This is a genomic window from Streptomyces sp. NBC_00669 (genome assembly GCF_036226785.1).
Lineage (GTDB): Bacteria > Actinomycetota > Actinomycetes > Streptomycetales > Streptomycetaceae > Actinacidiphila.
In genome coordinates this window covers 5,833,615-5,850,637 of record NZ_CP109018.1, presented here as the reverse complement: position 1 = coordinate 5,850,637, position 17,023 = coordinate 5,833,615, and the positions used below count along the sequence as shown (strand labels likewise).

Sequence of the window (17,023 nt, the reverse complement as noted above, 5' to 3'; positions counted from 1 at the left end):
CCGATGTGTGGACTGTTCGCCTACCGGGGCCCCGGAGCTCCCGACCCCGACCTGCTCGTGGCCGCCGCCCGCGCTGCCGCCGCCCGCGGACCCCACGGCCACGGCTGGGCCATCCCCGGCGCCCCCGCGCACCGCGCACTCGGCCCCCTCGATCCCGAGCAGCTGCGGCCCGTCACCGCGGCCGCGGTGATCGGCCACGCCCGCTTGGCCACCCGCGGCGACTCCCGCGACCTGGCCGGCGTCCAACCGGCAGAGGCCGGCGGCCACCTGGTCGCCCACAACGGCACCATCCGCAACCACACCTCGTGGGACCCTGACGCCGCCTCCGACACCGTCGCCCTGGCCCGCGCCTACGCCGCCCACCGCGCCCCCACCACCGGCCCACCACAGGCCCTGAGCGCCGCGCTGGCACCCGCCGTCACCCGCGCATGGGCCTTGCTCGTCCTCGACGCCCAAGGGCCCCTCGTGGCGTGGCGGCACGACCTGCCGCTGTGGCACCTCGCCCACACCACCGGCACGTACTTCGCGTCGCGCCGCTTCCACCCCGACGCGCGCCCCCTGCCCGACAACACCCTGCACCTGGAGGCGACGTGACCGACACCCACGTCCGCACCACCCTCGACCGCATCCCCGTCGCCACCGACGTCTACACCCTGGCGTGCGAGCGCACCGCCTACCTGATGGACAACCACGACCGCGTGGCCGTCCTGTTCTCCGGCGGCAAGGACAGCACAGCCGTCGTGAACATCGCGCTGACCGTCGCGCACTCCGACCCCCGGTACGAGCGCCACCTGCCGCTGCGCGTCATCCACTACGACGAGGAAGCCATCCCGTACGAGACGGAGCAGTACGTCCGCCGCGTCTTCTCCCGCCCGGACATCGCCGGCGAGTGGCTGTGCCTCCCCGTCCAGCACCGCAACGCCTGCAGCCGCACTGCGCCGTACTGGTGGCCGTGGGCGCCCGAAGCCCGCGACCTGTGGTGCCGGCCGCTGCCGCCCGAAGCGATCACGGCCTTGCCGGGCTTCCCGATCGACCCGCCCGAGGCCCGCCTGACCATCCCCCAGATTTCCGGGCTCCTCGCCCCGCCCCCGCACACCACCGTGCTGCTCATGGGCATCCGCGCCCAAGAGTCCGTCACCCGCCTCCGGGCCGTCATCAAGAAGACGGTCGACAACTACCTCATCTACGACAACGGCAGCACGACGAACGCCGGGAACGTGTGGAAGGCGTACCCCATCTACGACTGGCGGACCGAAGACGTCTGGGCCGCGCCCGCCCTCCACGGCTGGGACTACAACCGGGCCTATGACCTGCTGGAAATGGCCGGCATCAGCCCCGGCATGCAGCGCTGCTCACCCGCCTTCGGCGAAGAGCCCTTGCAGAAGATCCACACCTACGCACAGTGCTTCCCCGACGTGTGGGCCCGCATGGTCGACCGCGTCCCCGGCGTCGGCTCCGCCGCCCGCTACGCCCTCACCGAGCTGTACGCCTACCGCGACCGCCCCACCAAGCCGGACGGCATGACGTGGCCCGAATGGTGCGCGCACTACCTCGCCATGTTCCGCCCCCGCGAACAGGCCAAGGTCGCCGACCGCCTGCGGACGCTGATCGAGACCCACTACGGCAAGACCTCCCACCCCATCGCGGTGAAGCGCCCGCACCCGCTGACCGGCATCAGCTGGTCGTTCCTGTTCACCATCGCCATGCGCGGCGACTTCAAGAACCGCAAGCAGCAGGGCACCTCGGTAGGCGGCCGGGAGCCCGCCACGCTGTGGCGCACGTACGCCGACGACCTGGCGGCCACCGTCGCGGCCGGCACCACCGCGGAACTCGGCTACCCCCGCTCGTTCCCCGAAGACCCGTACGCGCTCATCCCCGACCGGTACCGCGCCCCGGAGCCGCCGGTGGGCACGTAGGGGTGAACCTCCAGGTCAAGACCTAACACATATCGGTACAAGTAGTTAGGTTTCAGTGTATGACGCATGAAACGGACATCGCATGGCTTGCCGGCCTCTGGGACGGAGAAGGCTCCGTCGGCATCAGCAGGTACCAGCGCCCGGGAAACGTCAACGCGGTCATCACACCGCAGGTGCAGATCCAGATGACCCACGAACGAACCGTGGCGAAGACCGTCGAGGTTCTCCAGGCAATCGGGCTGACTACCGCCAAGCACACCTGGCACGAACGGAAGGCGCACCACAAAGACATCTGGGGCTACAACATCACCCGCACCGGCTACGTGCTGGCAATGGCCGATGCCCTGCTCCCGTACACCGTGACCAAGATCGAAAACTGGACTCTGATCAAGGAGTTCTGCGAGCTCCGGATCGCCCGCGTCGGGCTCGATGACCAAGGCCGCCTCAAGAAGGGCGGTCGTCAAGGATGGTGGACTCCCTACAGTGACCGCGAACTCGAACTCGCCGACCTCCTCAAAGGCCTCACCCGGCGCGGCACAGCAGCCAATCGCCTCGGTGAAGTGGCTCCAGCGTGACGCCGTCGTCGGCAACGATTACAACCCGAATAAGCAGGCCCCACCAGAGCAACGGCTGTTGAAAACGTCGATCATCGAGAACGGCTGGACCCAGCCGATCGTGGCCCGCGACCACGGCGACCGCCTGGAGATCGTGGACGGCTACCACCGATGGCTGACGTCCGCCGACCCGGAAGTAGCCGCGCTCACAGACGGCTTGGTCCCCGTCGTCGTGCTGCCGCCGACCGACGAGGCGACCGCCCGCATGGCGACCATCCGCCACAACCGCGCCCGCGGCACGCACCACGTGCTGGGCATGGCCGCAATCGTCGCCGAACTGGTCGAGCTGGGCATCACCCCCGACCAGATCCGCGCCCGCCTCGGCATGGACGCCGAGGAGGTATCCCGCCTCGCCGACCGCGGCGACATGCTCAAACGCCACGCCTCCGACACCTTCAACACCGGTTGGACGGTCGGATGACCGCCCCCCGGACCGCCTCCGCCCACGCCTTCCCCGACGAGCACGACCAGGAGCACCGCGCCATGGCCAAGGCTGCCACCGTCCCCGCCCAGACCACCGCGGCCGCCGACGCCGGCCGGATGAAGCACACCCCCGACGACGAGAACGAAGTCCACGACGTCCTCGCCCACACCGACGCCGGAAGCTGCCAGGTGACCCCGGTCGTCCAGTTCCCCGCCATGATCGCCCAAGCCGTCACCGACGCCCTCCGCGCCATCGTCCAGAACGCCCACCGCTCCACCCCAGCGACCACGCCCGACACCGACGGCATCACCCGGGCCCAGACCTTCGAGGAAGGCGATGTCTACATGCTCGGCGCCCCCTACGACGGGTACTTCGCCGACCGATACCTGATGGACTTCTACGACGTCACCGACCGGGACATCTGCTCACGCATGCACCTGCACACCGGCCTGCGCTTCGTCCGGATGATGACCGGCCCCGGCACCCGCATCCGCGTCTCGTCCCTCGCCCCGATCCACGTCACGGACGTCCCCGGCGTCACCCAGTGGACCCCCGAGACGTTCACCGACGACGCCCCCGACGTCCCCGCCGGCCACCGCCGCGACCGGTACAACGTCATCGTCCCCCCGAACTCGTGGGCCGATATGCAGATCCCCCGCGGCGTCAGCCACCAGTTCAACGCCCACGGGCCCCACGCCGTCATCGACTCCGTCCACCCCGAGGAGTCGATCGAGGCGTTCCGCGAACGCATTAACGGATACCGGATGATGGCCCAAACGATCTTCCTCGCCGACGAACAGCCCCCCTCAGGCTCCTGCCGGCTCGACTGACGCCCCCGCATCCCCTCACCGCCCACCGTCCCCCCGACGCTCACCAACTCGTTGAACGTCGAACGTGGACACATTCGTCAACCCCGTGAGGTGCCCATGCCCGCCTCCCCACGCCAGAGCAAGAGCGCCTCCGCGCGCCGCCGGCAAGCCCTGAGTCTGCGGCTCGCTGGCGTGGACCTGGCAACAATCGCCGACAAGGTCGGATACGCCGACGGGTCAGCGGCGAAGACAGCGATCGACCGGGCGCTCCAGGACTCGATCGCCCGGGACGAAGCGAGTATCGACGACCTGCGCCGCACGGCGCTGCTGCGGTATGACCGGCTCCAGACCGCGTTCTGGGGCCCCGCGATGAAGGGGGACATCAAGGCGGCCAAGATCGTTCTGGACGTGATGGCCCAACGCGCTCGCCTGCAGGGGACCGACGCCCCCACCAAGATCAATCTGGACGCGAAGCGCCTGGGAGACGAGATCTTGAGCCTGATCGGTGGCGCCGACGATGACCGTGAGCCCAGCTCCTGACCGCGATGCGCTGGAACAGCACATCCGCGATCTCGTCGCGTCCGGCGACGTCGCCGCGCTGCGGCAGATCCGCGACAGAGCGCGCGCCGCGAAGAACCGCCGCACCTCGCGGCGAGCGCTGCGCTACCTGAACAACCCGGTCGGGTGGGCCCGAGACGTCATCGACTGGCCGTCCGGGCAGTTCCTGACGGACTACCAAGCCGACGCCATGAACCACCTGCCCACGGAACACCGCGTGGCTGTGCGCGGCCCCCACGGGTTGGGCAAGGCGCTGCATTGCAATGTGCGCGTTCCTACTCCAACCGGGTGGTCCACTATCGGTGAACTGCAACCCGGCGACGAACTGTTCGACGAGCACGGCAAGCCGTGCCGCGTCGTGTCCAAGTCCCCCGTGTGGACCGACGACACATGGGAGGTGGAGTTCTCGGACGGGACTGTCATCACGACACACGGCGCCCACGAGTGGAACGCTATCGACGTCTACAACCGCCCGAAGACGCCGAAGCCGAACAGGCGGCCCGTACCTGTCGCGGACTGGCGTGACCACTGGTACGCCACCAAGCGCGTCACCACGGCCCACATGGCGGCCAACCTGCGCACCGCAGGCGGCATGCCCCGCTGGCGCATCCCGACAGCGCGCCCGCTGGACCTGTCTCCGGCCGACCTGCCGGTCGACCCGTACATGTTCGGCTACTGGCTCGGTGATGGGTCGTCGGACAGTGCCCGATTCACCGTGCACAGCAGGGACTGGCCGTGCCTCCGTGAACAGATCGAAGCCGCCGGATATCACCACGGCGAGCCCCGGGGCCACAAGGAAGCCCCGGAAACCTTCACCGTCACCGTCTCCACACAGCCCGTGGTGCTCGGAGGCGCGGTCGGCCGGGACTCCCTGCACACCCGTCTGCGGGCGCTGGGAGTCATCAGCAACAAGCACATCCCCATGGCGTACCTGCGGGCGTCCGTCGAGCAGCGGCGCGACCTGGTGCGCGGTCTGTGGGACGCGGACGGCTACCGGCAGGGGGGCGGGAGCGACGAACTGACTACGACCTCGAAGGCGCTCGCCGATGGCATCACCGAGCTGCTGCACTCACTCGGCATGGTGGTCCGTGTCAGGGAGAGCGACGCCAAACTGAACGGGCGCGTCGTCGGCCGCCGGTGGCGGATCGCCGCCCGGTTCGACTTCAACCCTTACCGGCTGCCGCGCTACGACTGGCAGCCCGCGGCGAACCAAGCCTCGCGGCACACCCAGCGAACCATCGTGGACATCAGGAAGGTGGACGACCAGCCCACCCAGTGCATCCAGGTCGACTCGGCCTCGCACCTGTTCCTCGCTAGCGACGCCATGGTGCCCACGCACAACAGCACGACGGCCGCGCTCACGGTGCTGTGGTTCGTGACGACGCGGGAGGCCGCGGGGCTGGACTGGAAGGTGATCACCACTGCCTCGGCGTGGCGTCACCTGTCGGTCTACTTGTGGCCGGAGATCCACAAGTGGGTCCGGCGCATCAAGTGGGACGTCCTTGGCCGGTTGCCGTTCACTATTCACGAGCTGCTGGCGCTGAACATCAAGTTGGACTACGGGGCTGCGTCGGCGGTCGCGTCTGCCAAGCCGGAGCTGATCGAGGGCGCGCACGCTGAGGAGCTGCTGTACCTGATCGACGAGGCCAAGGTCGTGCCTGACGGCACGTGGGACGCGATCGAGGGCGCGTTCTCCGGGGGCCGTACTGGCACCGGGGACGGCAGCGGACCGCGCGGGCCACAGGCGTTCGCCCTCGCGATCTCCACCCCCGGGTCACCGACGGGCCGGTTCTACGAGATCCACAAGCGCTCGCCCGGCCTGGAGGACTGGTGGACGAGGCACGTCACGCTGGACGAGGCGATCGCGGCCGGCCGGATCTCCCGCGAGTGGGCCGACCAGCGCCGCCGCCAGTGGGGCGCCCAGTCAGCGATGTTCGCCAACAGGGTGTTGGGCGAGTTCCACGCGTCCGACGAGGACTCGGTCATCCCGCTCGGCTGGGTGGAAGCCGCGGTAGAGCGGTGGCACGAGTGGGACACCGCAGGCCGGCCGCCGGCGCCCGGCCGCCAGGCCATCGGCGTCGACGTCGCGCGGACCGGCGGGGACTCCACCGTCTTCGCGCACGGCAGCGGCCCGATCGTCACCAACCTGGAGATCCACCACCTGGAAGACACGATGCAGACCACCGCGCGCGTCCAGGCCGCGCTCCACCTCCGCCAAGGGGCGGTGCCGGTCGTGGACTCCATCGGTGTCGGCGGCGGCGTCGTAGACCGCCTCCGAGAACTCCGGGTGCCGGTCCTGGCGTACACCGGCGCCGCCAAGACCCACGCCCGCACCCGGGAGGGCGAGTTCGGCTTCACCAACGTCCGGAGCGCCGCCTACTGGCACGTCCGCGAACTCCTCGACCCCGCCTACAGCCCGACGTTGGCGCTCCCGCCCGACGACCTGCTACACGCCGACCTGACCACCCCTACCTGGGACGTGACGACCGGCGTCCCGCCGCGCATCCAGGTCGAGCCCAAAGAAGCCGTGGTGAAACGCATGCGCCGCTCCCCGGACCGGGGCGACGCCGTGGCGATGCTGCTGTGGGCAGACCACCTTTCGGCGGTGTCCGTGCAGTCCCCGGCCACACCGCCGAAGGCCCGGCCGCAGACCGCGAGCCGCTACTCACGGCCGATCCGGTGAAGTCTGCGGGGCGCTCCACCGGTCCGTATGCCCTGGCCGCGTGTACCAACGTCGGCACCACTGCACGTCCTCGCCGCCCCCTGGGCCAGACGACAGCGGTAGCGGGCGAAGTTCGCTACTTCATCCTTTCGCGGTACTCCTGCAAGGCCCACTCCTGCAGGTGCTGGGGCAGCTGGATGATGCTCGCGTTCTCGTCGAAGCAGGTGCGGAGCTCGGCGACTCGTTCACGCTCGCCGTCCGTCCAGGCGAAAGTGCGTAGACACCCGTGGCAGAAGGTGGGTTCGGTGTCCCAGCGGTGGTGCTGCTGGGGCACCTGACACTGCTTGCAGATGAGAGCGCTGGGCGGGAAGTCCGGTACAAGGCAGCTCAAGGGCTGCTCGGGGATCTCCTTGCCTGCCAGCCCGTTGATCGTCTCAGCAAGGCTCCTCATTTCATGCCGGCCGCCGAACAGCGCGACGACGCCTAACGGCCCGGCGTTGAGGGTGAGAATCGACAGCCCGACGATCTTCGTGCGCACCTGCGCCCCGACGGTTGTCGGATGCGGGTACGAGGTGTCGTTGCGCGTTCCGCCGGCCTCGGCATGGATGACCCGCAGGTCGGTGACCCCGAGGATGCCGCTCGGCCCGGGACGAACCTGTCCGTCTCCACCTGGGTACATCGAACGCTCATAGCCGACAAGCCTCAGAAGCTCCTCGTCGGGACGCACCCGAGACTCCACCCTCTGCCGCGCCTTCTCATGCAGGATGCCGTTCATCTCCCCTGATATCTCCCCCGTCGCATCATGGGGCCCGTACCCTTCAGGGCGTCCCCCACGGCTCCGCCAGGTGCAGCGTAGGGCTTGGGCAAGAAGCCGGTCAGGACCCAGCACAACATCTGGCGGCAGTCGCCCCCATACCCGCGCCTCCGTTCACGCCGAGCACTCGATCACGAGCGGGGACGGTGCTCACTAAGTCGACATCGGGCGGTCAGCCTCCGTGGCTCATTCGTCCTCAGGGACCGGGGGTCTCGACAACTCGACCCACCCCGCGCCGAAAGGGGCCTCGATATCAGCGGGAGGCGGAGTTCCCACAGGTGCGGCGTACGCCCGTGCCGGCAGTTCCCACGTCGTAGAGGCCAGGACTACCTCTCGGTCGAACACCTGTGGGTCAAGATCCAAGTACCCGTCGTCCTGAAGTTCGCGCACAGAGCTCAGCACATCGATGGCGAACCACATCACGAAGGCCACCAGCGGCACGGCGGCTCGGTACCTTTCAAGCAGACCGAAGGGGTCGGCAGCTTGGCGCCGTTCGTGATCGTGGTGGACCACGTCTCCGTAGATCCAGGCCAGCGCCAGCCGCACCTGATCGAGGTGAGCTGTTCCTCCGGCACTATCGTCGACCGTCACCCAGTAGCCGGCTTCACCGGTCGATGACTCTGCTACACGGCGCTGCCATGCCTTGCGCACCTGCTTGATCCGCTCGGTCACGTCCGGTTGGGCACGGCAGAAATACTTGACTGCCGCCAGCGCCTTCAGGACATTGCAGTCCTCGTTCTCCAGCATCAACGGCCGAATCCGCGCGGCGGCTGACTCAACCAACTCCTCAGCGGGAAGCTCCTGCCCAATCCGAATCGTGCCACCCCGACTGGAGAGATTGATCGCTGCTGCCGACAGAGCTCGGAGGGCCTGCCTGTCCGCTGCGAGCGAGTGTGCTTCCACCCGACGGGCACGGAGTACGAACGCCTCAAGGTTGCCGCGGTGCCGTTCAGCTACCGGCCCGGCTATGCCCCCGTCAGTCTCCATGCGTTCTCCGATCCTCGTAGACACCAGGCACCGCTGGCCAGGTGCCGCCAGGATGCGCGCCAGGTCGTGCGCACGCTCCCCTTGTGCTTCCGAACCTCCGGCCATTTCAGCATATTCACCTGCACGCCACCCCTGCCTTGGCGACACTGGGCCCCATGCAGATGCCTCGTGTCAGGTGCGCGACGTGCGGCCGGCCGACCGCTGCCGGTCCCGTAGCCGGTCGGCCCGGCCGGGGTCGCCTGTGGCGCCACGACGACCCCAACGCCTCCCGTCGCTACAGCGGCCCGCTGGTGTCGTGCACCGGCTCGCTGGAGATAGTGGAGCTGCCCGCGTACGGCTACCAGCTGGAGATCGGGCTCGACGCCGAGCAGGAACTGATCACCCCGCTGTTCTGAGGTCGGCAAGGCGCACCTTCGCCCATACTCCGCAACCGGCTGCGGCGACTGCAATGAGCAGGTCAAGATGTGCGGGTGACCACGTTGGAGTTCATCGCCGCAGTCAAGTGGCCCGTAACCGTGCTGCTTCTCGCTCTGCTCCTCGTGGTTGCGCTGCGCAGTCCGAGCGTGCGCCGGGCCGTGGGCGCTTGGCTCAGAATGCGAAATCTCAGTGTGGGCGTCGGTCAAGCTCACATGGCTCTAAACCTTGTGCAAACGGAAGCTGCTCTGGGCATCGCGGCCGACGGCGACAGCGAACTGGCCCAAGTCGTCGCCGGCCCCGAGAGCCCCGACGAAGAGCCCCAGGCCCAGAGGCGCAACGACCTGTCGTCGGGACCCCAGGTGCTCGAGATCGCGCGTCGCCAGGCAGTCGAGGACGTGGCCCGCAGCGCTGCCGCGCTGGGATTCGAATGGGCGCAGGCTCATGACGGGCAGCCCGAGATCGCCGTGCAGTGGACCGGGGGCGTCCCTTCCATGTCCATCCGCGAACCTGCGTCCCGTTCCGCACGAAGCGACGCCGTCCCTCTTGACGTGATCCGGGCCTGCTTGCTCAGCGTCGTGCGGGTGCTGAACGCCAACAACCAGCAGATCCTCGACCAGCAGGCGGCGTTGCGACGCAACGTACACCAACGCCTACACCAGCGCGCAGACCAGGACTCCAACGATGCGGCAGAGGCCCCGCCTGGAGGCACGCGCTCCGGTCGGTCCGCCTCGACGCGGTCAGTGCACGCCGAGGGAGCGCACCGGGGACGGTGAGCTAGACCAACAAGCCGGAGCCACGGGCGCGAACCGTCCTGCGCTGTCCAGACGCTGACACCAGCCGAGCCCCGCCGTCCCTTCACGCACCAGCATCACTTCGACAGCAACTCCACGCTCGGGAGATTTTCCGGCTACAGACGGCATTTACGGGACGTTTTGCGGCATACGGCTACCATCGGGCGCAGATGTTTCAGATCGCCCGTTGGAGGCCGCCGCTGTGCTCCCCCTCGCCGTGCTCGCCCTACTCGCCCTGGCGGCCTACCGGGCAACCCACCTTGTCGTTCACGACTCGATCGGTGACCCGGTCCGCGACCGGTTGTTCACCTGGCACGCCGCCCGCCCCGACTCCCCCGCCCGCACCGCGCTGATCACGCTCATCTCGTGCACGTACTGCGCCGGCTGGTGGATCTCCGGGGCCGCCCTCGCCGCCTACCTCCTCGCCACCGACCAGTGGACCACCGCGCCTCTGGTGGTGCACGGCGTGCAGTGGCTCGCCGTCGCCGGCGGCCAAGCGCTGCTGAACCGCTGGAACGACACCCGCGACGAGGCGGGCTCGTGAGCATCACCAGCAACGCAGCCATCGCCGTCATCGCGATCACCGGACTCGGGCTCGGGGTCGGGGCAGAGTGGCTGACCCACCGCGTGGAGCGCCGCGCCGCGCGCCGCTGCCACAGCGCCGGTAACCAGTGCGGGGGCGCCGGGTGACCGAGCTCGTCGGGTCCGCCACCCGCTACACGACCACCACCGCGAAGACCACCGCCAAGACCAGCAGCATCGGCCGACAGCGCCAGGCGTGGGACTGCTACCGCGCCGTCCCCGAAGTCCGGTCGTACGCGAACTGGGTCGGCAACGCCATGTCCCACACCATCCTGCGGGCCGGGCGTGCTCGCGCCGACGGCACGATCGCCGCCGCACCCGCCTCCCATCCCGCCAGCGAGTACGTCGCGGCCATCGCCGGCGGACCCGACGGCCGCCGACAGCACCTGCGCGAGTACGGCAGGCACCTCGCGGTCGCCGGGGAGGGGTGGACGATCATCCAGCCCCGCACCACCGGCCTGGTGTGGCACGTCCGGTCCGTCCTGGAAGTCTCCAACCGCGGCGGAGCGCTGGAAGCCCAGGTCGACGGCGACAGCCTGCTCATCCCGGCCGCCGCGCCGGACGGACACCCCGTCGACCCGACCACGCCGGTCGCCATCCGGATCTGGGACCCCGACCCCGCCGACCACCTCCAAGCCGACTCCCCCATGCTCGGCTGCCTGGACATCCTGGAGGAGCTGCGGCTGCTGTCCGCGGCGGTCCGCGCCGTCGCCCTGTCCCGACTCACCGGCCGCGGCATCCTCTTCGTCCCCCAAGGCGCTCGCTTCCCCACGAAGGCCGGGCAGGAGGGCGCAGCCGAAGACGACCTCGTGGACGTGCTGATGGAGGTGTCGTCCACCGCGATCCGCGACCCCGAGTCCGCCGCCGCCACCGTCCCGATCATCGTGGAACTGCCCGCAGAGGCGATCGCCGCGATCCAGCACGTCACGATGGATAGCAGCTTCGACGAGCTGCTGATGAAGCTCCGAGAAGAAGCAATCAGCCGGATCGCGGTCGGCGCGGACATCCCCGCCGAGATCCTCCTCGGCCAGGGCGACGTCAACCACTGGACGAGCTGGTCACTCCAGGAGGAGGCGATCAAGCTCGGCGTCGAGCCCCGCCTCGACGTCGTCACCCACGCCTACACCACGCAATGGCTCCAACCCCTCCTGGAAACCGACGGCCTGCCCGACGCGGAGGAGTGGGTGGTCTGGGCCGACACCTCCCCGCTGCGTGTCCGCACCAACCGCGCCCAGACCGCCGTAGAGGTCTTCCAGGCCGGCGGCATCAGCGGGCGGGCGCTCCGCAGGGAGACCGGTTTCAGCGAGGACGACGCCCCCGACGCCGACGAACCCCGCGCCCGCCCCGCCGACGACGACCAGGAGCAGGAGGACACCATGCCCACCCCGCGCACACCGCTGCCCGTCGACGAGACCAACAGCCCGCCCACCGAACCAACCGCCCCGACCGGCGGCAACGTGACCGCCTCGGTGGCGGGCCCGAGCGACGCCCTGGTCGCCGCGGTCGACGGCGTGCTGTGGCACGCCCTCCACCAGGCCGGCGACAAGCTGCGCCGCTCCGGCGCCTGCCCTCGCGACCGCCGCGCCGAGGCCCGCTCGATCGTCGCCGCGGCTCGGCACATCACCTACCCGGTCACCCGCGACGACGTAGACGCCTACCGCCTCCTCGATGGCGTCCTGGACCGCGTCCCCGACATCGCGACCCGCTACGGCGCCGACCCGACCTGCCTCCGCCAGACCCTCCATGCCTACCTCCGCGAACTCATGGCCGCAGGGGTGGAGTACGACCCCGTTCACGTCCGCCCCGTCATCGCCGGATGCGCCCGCACGAGCGTCCTGGAGGCAGCATGAGCAGCGACCAGCCCCACACCGGCACCGAACCCGACATGCCGCCGCCGGGCCACAGCATCGCCGCGCACCGCGTACTCGGCTGGTGCGTGACGTGCCCCGGCCACACCTTCACCGACGAGGCACTGGCCTGGCGAGCAGCCGACACCCGCGCACAACGACTCCGCGAAGAAGCACTCCAGGCGAACCCACAGGCCGCGTCCTCCTGGATCTCAGTAACATCCGAGGACACACGCTGCCCCGAGTGCGGCGAGCAGACCCTGACGACCGTCTCCGTGCACCTCGTCCAGCCCGACGAGGGGCCGCCCCGCCACATCGGCGGGTGGGCCCTGTGTGCCGGCTGCGGAGCAACCCCGCACCCCCTGTGGGAGCCGGACCGTGGCTGACTGCCTGCACCGCATCGACCTGTGCCCCGACTGCGACGGCCTGAGCACCGTCACCCTCAACCGGGTCCCCGGAATCAGCAGCATCAGCATCGACGGCGCCACCGGCACTTCTTCCCTGCGATTCACCGGCCCGACCGCCGTCTACATCGGCCCGGCCGGGCCGGAGCCGTGCCCGAACCCGACCAGGAGGAACGGTGGCTGACGCCGCGGAAGACGCGCTCGCTACCGCCGAGCACGAGGTGGATGCCGCGGTCGACGCGCTGCTGGACGACGTCGCGCGGCAGTTCGCCGCCGCGCTCGCCGACGCGACCGACCTGGTCGCCGCGCGTTTCAGCGTGTCCCGGATCGCCGGCATGTGGCGCGCCGGCATCCCCGCGCTGCTGCGGCGTCTCCTCGGCACCGCACAGACCGCCGCCGCCCACGCCGCCGACCAGGTCGACGCGGAACTCCCGGACGGCTGGGACGACTTGCCCGGCCGCCACGAGCGGGGCGACGCTCTCCCGGCCGGGATCGGCCAGTACGTCACCACCACCGAGCACCTGCTGGGCGCGGTCGGCGACCGCCTGTCGGCCGCCGCGGTGCAGTCCCTCGCCGAAGGCGTCGATGCCGGCGAGGACATCGGCCCGCTCCGGGCCCGGCTCCGCTCGGTGTTCTCCCGGGACGCGGCCCAGCTCGGCGACGCCCGCGGCCACCGGATCGCCGCCACCGAAGCGAGTCGCGCCTGGAACACCGCGACCCTCGCCGCCGCACAGGCACTCACCGGCCCGGACCGGCCCATCGTCAAGCAGTGGCGCACCCGCAGGGACCTGAAGGTCCGTGAGGCCCACAAGGACGCGAACGGGCAGATCCAGCTCCTGGACGACCCGTTCACCGTGGGGGGCGTCTCCATGGCGCACCCGGGCGACCCCAGCGCCCCGCCGGAACTGGTCATCAACTGCCGCTGCGTGGTGCGTCTCCAGCTCCGGCCCGCAGAGTCCCGCCTGGCGGCCGCCCAGCGCGAGTACGCGAAGGGTTTGATCAAGGCGCCGACTCTCGCAGACGCAGCCCGCGCGCTCGACCTGCGCACCCTGGCCGACCGGCTGGAGAACGCAGACCGTCCGCCGGACCCCGTACAGCGCGAGGTGCAGCTCGGCGGGTGGCTCGCCGCCAACCAGTCGGCGCTACGCCCCTACAGCAGCCGAGCGGCGCGCCCCAGCAGCCCCACGGAGGTCGCCGCCGCGTTCGCGTCGTTCCGCGTCGACCCGGCCCGGGGCCGCCCGCCAGCCGATGATTCTCAGGGTGCCCAGCCGGCCGAATTTTCTGATCCAAGGAGAACAGCCACGATGGCCTCACAAACCGCTGCCGCCGATGGCAGTCACCTGCAAGGCGCGATGATCGCGCTCGTGCCGTCCGACGAGGACGCGCAGCGCCTGACCGTGCCCGGCGGCGAGGCGGCCGGCGAGCTGCACCTGACGCTGTACTACCTCGGCCCCGATGGCGACGCGTTCGGCGCCGAGGACCGCGCCAGCATCATCGCCAACCTGACGGCCTGGGCACAGGACCTCCTGCGTGGTCCCCTCACCGCGAACGCGTTCGGCGCCGCCCACTGGAACGCGGGCAGCGCCGAGCCGTCGTGGGTGTGGTCCGTCGGCGACCAGCGCGGCGACGACCGCCCGGACGACACCCCGTGTCTCGCGCAGCTCCACCAGACCGCGGCAGACGCCCTGCTCACCTCCAGTGTCGACAGCGACATGCTGCCGGAGCAGCACAGCCCGTGGGTCCCGCACATCTGCGCCGCCTACAGCGACGACCCCGGCCTGCTGCCCGAACTCGAAGCCCGCCTCGGCCCGGTCGTCTTCGACCGGCTCCGCGTCACCTTCGGAGGCGACACCACCGACATCCACCTCGGCCCGTCCCCCGCAGCGACCGCGGCCGCCGTACCCGAGCTGTACACACCGGTCCGCACCTGGTCCACCCCCGACGACACCGCCATCGCCTTCGAGGACCAGGAGACCGGCGACGGCCGGATCTTCGCGCCCGGCTCCCTGTACTGGGAGGACGGCCCATGGCCCCTCCAGTACGCCGACGAGATGCTGTCCGGCCACGACGGCGCCGAACTCGCCGGCGCGATCAAGACCGTCGCCAGGGACGGGAACCGCATCACCTCCACCGGTGACCTCTACCTCACCCGCTGGGCCGGCATGGAAGCCGCCGACCTCCTCGACCAAGAAGCGCCACTCGGCATCTCGGTTGACCTCGATGACGTGAGCGTCGAATTCGTCGACCGCCGACCGCCCGAAGAACTCGACGCCGAGAGCTACAGCGGCGCCCGGATGACCGCTCGCCTCGGCCAAACCAGCCTGCTGCAGCTACCCGACGGCGCATGGGTGATGCGCGCCTCCGCACCGGCCTCGGGATGGACGGCGAGCGGCGCCGCGCTGCTGCGCACCTCCCACGGCATCGAGTGGACCACCAGCCCGGACGGCACGATCCCCGCCGCCGCTGTACACGCCGCGCTCACCGCCGCCGGCATCACCCTGACCGCGGCCGCCGGTGACCCCGACCAGCCCGACCAAGGCGAAGTCGTCCACACCGAATCCGCCGGCGACATGCTGGTGCGGGTGACCCGGGCACGACTCCGCGGCGCCACCCTCGTCGCGATGCCCGCCTACAGCACCGCCCGGATCGTCCTGGACGCGCCCGAGGAGACCGCCGCCGCCCGGCCGGCCCCCGCTCTCGCCGCGTCCGGAGACGACCACGAGCGGGTCGTCGCCCACGTGTCCACCGCACCCATCGCGGTCAGTGCCCGCGAGGTCGCCGACGCTGTCGGCATCACCGTCGCCCAGGCCCGCAATTACCTGCGGCGTGCGACGAACTCCGGCCGCGTCGTCCGCCTCGCGCGCGGCCTGTACGTCGGCGCGAGCAGCCTGCCCGAGGACGAGGTGACCGCGGCGATGTCGGGCGACACTGACCTGCCGATCCTCAAGGACCGCGACCACGCCTGGGACGGGCCGGGCGCCGGGTCCCGCGTGCTGGCGTGGGCGACCGGCGACGACGACCAGGTCGACGCCGACAAGCTCGGCCGGGCGTTCCTGTGGAGGGACCCGGACGGCGACCCGGCCACGCTCGCCGCCTACAAGTTGGGCCACGCCGACGTCATCGACGGCGAGCTGCGGATCGTGCCGCGCGGGGTGTTCGCCGTCGCCGCCGTACTCCAAGGCGCCATGGGCGGCGCCGACATCCCGCAGGACGAGCAAGACCAGCTCCGCCACCGCGTCACCGCCCTGTACGCCCGCCTCGCCACCGCCCTGGACGACCCCGACCTTCATGCACCGTGGGACGACGACCAGACCGCGGCCGCCGCCGAGCTGGAGGCGTCCGCGTGGACCGCGCTACGGGACACCGACCCGCTCCCGGCCGCCTGGTTCGCCGAGCCCACCGAACAGGAGCTGCCGCCAGGATCCGGCGGCGTGCACTACGCGGGCGGCCGGATCTACGGATGGGTCGCCCAGAGCGGCGAGCCCCACGCCGGGTTCCCCGGCCGGAACCTCACGATCGAGTCCCTGGGCGCGATCGACACCACGCACTTCCTCCGCGCGAAGTTCCGGCTCGATGACGGCCGCACCGTCCGGGCCGGCGCGTTCACGATGAACGTCGGCCACCACCGCGATGGCGCCGAGTGCGAGACGAGCGCTTGCCAATTCGACGATACGAGGACCGTGGCCGGCATCGTCACCGTCGGCATGAACGCTCGCGGCATGTGGTTCTCCGGCGCCGCCGCGCCCTGGCTGTCCGAGTGGGACCGGCAGGTGTTCGCCGCGTGCCAGCCCAGCTACCACATGCGCCAGGGGGCCGGCGGAGCCTGGCAGCTCCGCGCGGTGCTGTCCGTCCCTGAGCCCGGACACTCCTCCCCGCTCCTCGCCTCCGCCGTCGCCGAACGCTCCAACCTCGCCCTCGCCGCATCCGCGTCCGCCGCTGTGACCAGCACGGACACCGTGTCCGGACACGCGGACACCCTTGTGCGGACACCGGACACCCCGCCTGCGGACACCGTCCCGGACATGTCCGGACTCGTCGCCGCGCTCACCGCGCCCGCGGTCCTGGACGCCTTCGCCGACGCCCTGAGCCGCCGCCAGGCCGAGCGGGACGAGGCAGCCCGCGCCGAGGTCGCACACCTCGCCCAGCAACTCGCGCCCGCCCGGGCGCAGCTCGCCGCCAGCACGGCGGCCTGACGATC

At 70.6% G+C, this 17,023-nt stretch carries 17 protein-coding genes; 15 read left to right on the top strand and 2 right to left on the bottom strand.

Features of this window, described 5'->3' with window-relative positions; translation table 11 throughout:
* Nucleotides 1-3: 3 nt before the first annotated feature.
* The 7 genes from OG896_RS24630 (at nt 4) to OG896_RS24600 (ending at nt 7,004) form a co-directional block, all read left to right on the top strand.
* Nucleotides 4-594 (top strand): hypothetical protein, encoded by a 591-nt coding sequence (locus tag OG896_RS24630; protein WP_329368771.1) that lies wholly within the window; start codon nt 4-6, stop codon nt 592-594.
* Nucleotides 591-1,916, top strand: coding sequence for a DUF3440 domain-containing protein (locus OG896_RS24625; RefSeq protein WP_329368769.1), 1,326 nt, complete (start codon nt 591-593; stop codon nt 1,914-1,916). Before OG896_RS24630 ends, OG896_RS24625 begins: the two co-directional genes overlap by 4 nt.
* Before the next feature lie 59 nt (nt 1,917-1,975).
* Entirely contained in the window at nt 1,976-2,491 is a 516-nt protein-coding gene (locus tag OG896_RS24620) for a hypothetical protein (RefSeq protein ID WP_329368767.1), read from the top strand.
* Complete coding sequence (locus tag OG896_RS24615; RefSeq protein ID WP_329368765.1) at nt 2,400-2,951, top strand: ParB N-terminal domain-containing protein; 552 nt, start codon at nt 2,400-2,402, stop codon at nt 2,949-2,951. Before OG896_RS24620 ends, OG896_RS24615 begins: the two co-directional genes overlap by 92 nt.
* On the top strand, nt 2,948-3,784 hold the full coding sequence (locus OG896_RS24610; protein WP_329368763.1) for a hypothetical protein: 837 nt from the start codon (nt 2,948-2,950) through the stop codon (nt 3,782-3,784). Before OG896_RS24615 ends, OG896_RS24610 begins: the two co-directional genes overlap by 4 nt.
* A 96-nt stretch (nt 3,785-3,880) precedes the next feature.
* Nucleotides 3,881-4,303 carry a hypothetical protein gene (locus OG896_RS24605; RefSeq protein WP_329368761.1) on the top strand — a complete coding sequence of 141 codons (423 nt, stop codon included), beginning with the start codon at nt 3,881-3,883 and terminating at the stop codon, nt 4,301-4,303.
* Nucleotides 4,281-7,004 carry an LAGLIDADG family homing endonuclease gene (locus OG896_RS24600; protein WP_329368759.1) on the top strand — a complete coding sequence of 908 codons (2,724 nt, stop codon included), beginning with the start codon at nt 4,281-4,283 and terminating at the stop codon, nt 7,002-7,004. Before OG896_RS24605 ends, OG896_RS24600 begins: the two co-directional genes overlap by 23 nt.
* A 115-nt stretch (nt 7,005-7,119) precedes the next feature.
* Here OG896_RS24600 and OG896_RS24595 read toward each other — a convergent pair whose 3' ends face one another.
* Nucleotides 7,120-7,758 (bottom strand): hypothetical protein, encoded by a 639-nt coding sequence (locus tag OG896_RS24595; RefSeq protein ID WP_329368757.1) that lies wholly within the window; start codon nt 7,756-7,758, stop codon nt 7,120-7,122.
* Nucleotides 7,759-7,983: 225 nt separating this feature from the next.
* Nucleotides 7,984-8,544: a hypothetical protein gene (locus tag OG896_RS24590; RefSeq protein WP_329368756.1), complete on the bottom strand. Its 561-nt coding sequence runs from the start codon at nt 8,542-8,544 to the stop codon at nt 7,984-7,986.
* 395 nt (nt 8,545-8,939) lie between these two features.
* Between OG896_RS24590 and OG896_RS24585 the strand changes: the two genes are divergently transcribed.
* From OG896_RS24585 to OG896_RS24550, 8 genes are all read left to right on the top strand, one after another.
* Nucleotides 8,940-9,179, top strand: coding sequence for a hypothetical protein (locus OG896_RS24585; RefSeq protein WP_329368754.1), 240 nt, complete (start codon nt 8,940-8,942; stop codon nt 9,177-9,179).
* A gap of 75 nt (nt 9,180-9,254) precedes the next feature.
* On the top strand, nt 9,255-9,974 hold the full coding sequence (locus tag OG896_RS24580) for a hypothetical protein (protein WP_329368752.1): 720 nt from the start codon (nt 9,255-9,257) through the stop codon (nt 9,972-9,974).
* A gap of 220 nt (nt 9,975-10,194) precedes the next feature.
* Nucleotides 10,195-10,536: a DUF1360 domain-containing protein gene (locus tag OG896_RS24575; RefSeq protein WP_329368750.1), complete on the top strand. Its 342-nt coding sequence runs from the start codon at nt 10,195-10,197 to the stop codon at nt 10,534-10,536.
* Entirely contained in the window at nt 10,533-10,682 is a 150-nt protein-coding gene (locus tag OG896_RS24570; RefSeq protein WP_329368748.1) for a hypothetical protein, read from the top strand. The genes OG896_RS24575 and OG896_RS24570 overlap by 4 nt, the downstream gene beginning before the upstream one ends.
* Entirely contained in the window at nt 10,679-12,424 is a 1,746-nt protein-coding gene (locus OG896_RS24565) for a hypothetical protein (protein WP_329368746.1), read from the top strand. The genes OG896_RS24570 and OG896_RS24565 overlap by 4 nt, the downstream gene beginning before the upstream one ends.
* Nucleotides 12,421-12,807: a hypothetical protein gene (locus OG896_RS24560; protein WP_329368744.1), complete on the top strand. Its 387-nt coding sequence runs from the start codon at nt 12,421-12,423 to the stop codon at nt 12,805-12,807. Before OG896_RS24565 ends, OG896_RS24560 begins: the two co-directional genes overlap by 4 nt.
* Nucleotides 12,800-13,009, top strand: a complete 210-nt coding sequence (locus OG896_RS24555; protein WP_329368743.1) for a hypothetical protein — start codon at nt 12,800-12,802, stop codon at nt 13,007-13,009. Before OG896_RS24560 ends, OG896_RS24555 begins: the two co-directional genes overlap by 8 nt.
* Nucleotides 13,002-17,018, top strand: coding sequence for a phage minor head protein (locus OG896_RS24550; protein WP_329368741.1), 4,017 nt, complete (start codon nt 13,002-13,004; stop codon nt 17,016-17,018). Before OG896_RS24555 ends, OG896_RS24550 begins: the two co-directional genes overlap by 8 nt.
* Nucleotides 17,019-17,023: the final 5 nt, after the last annotated feature.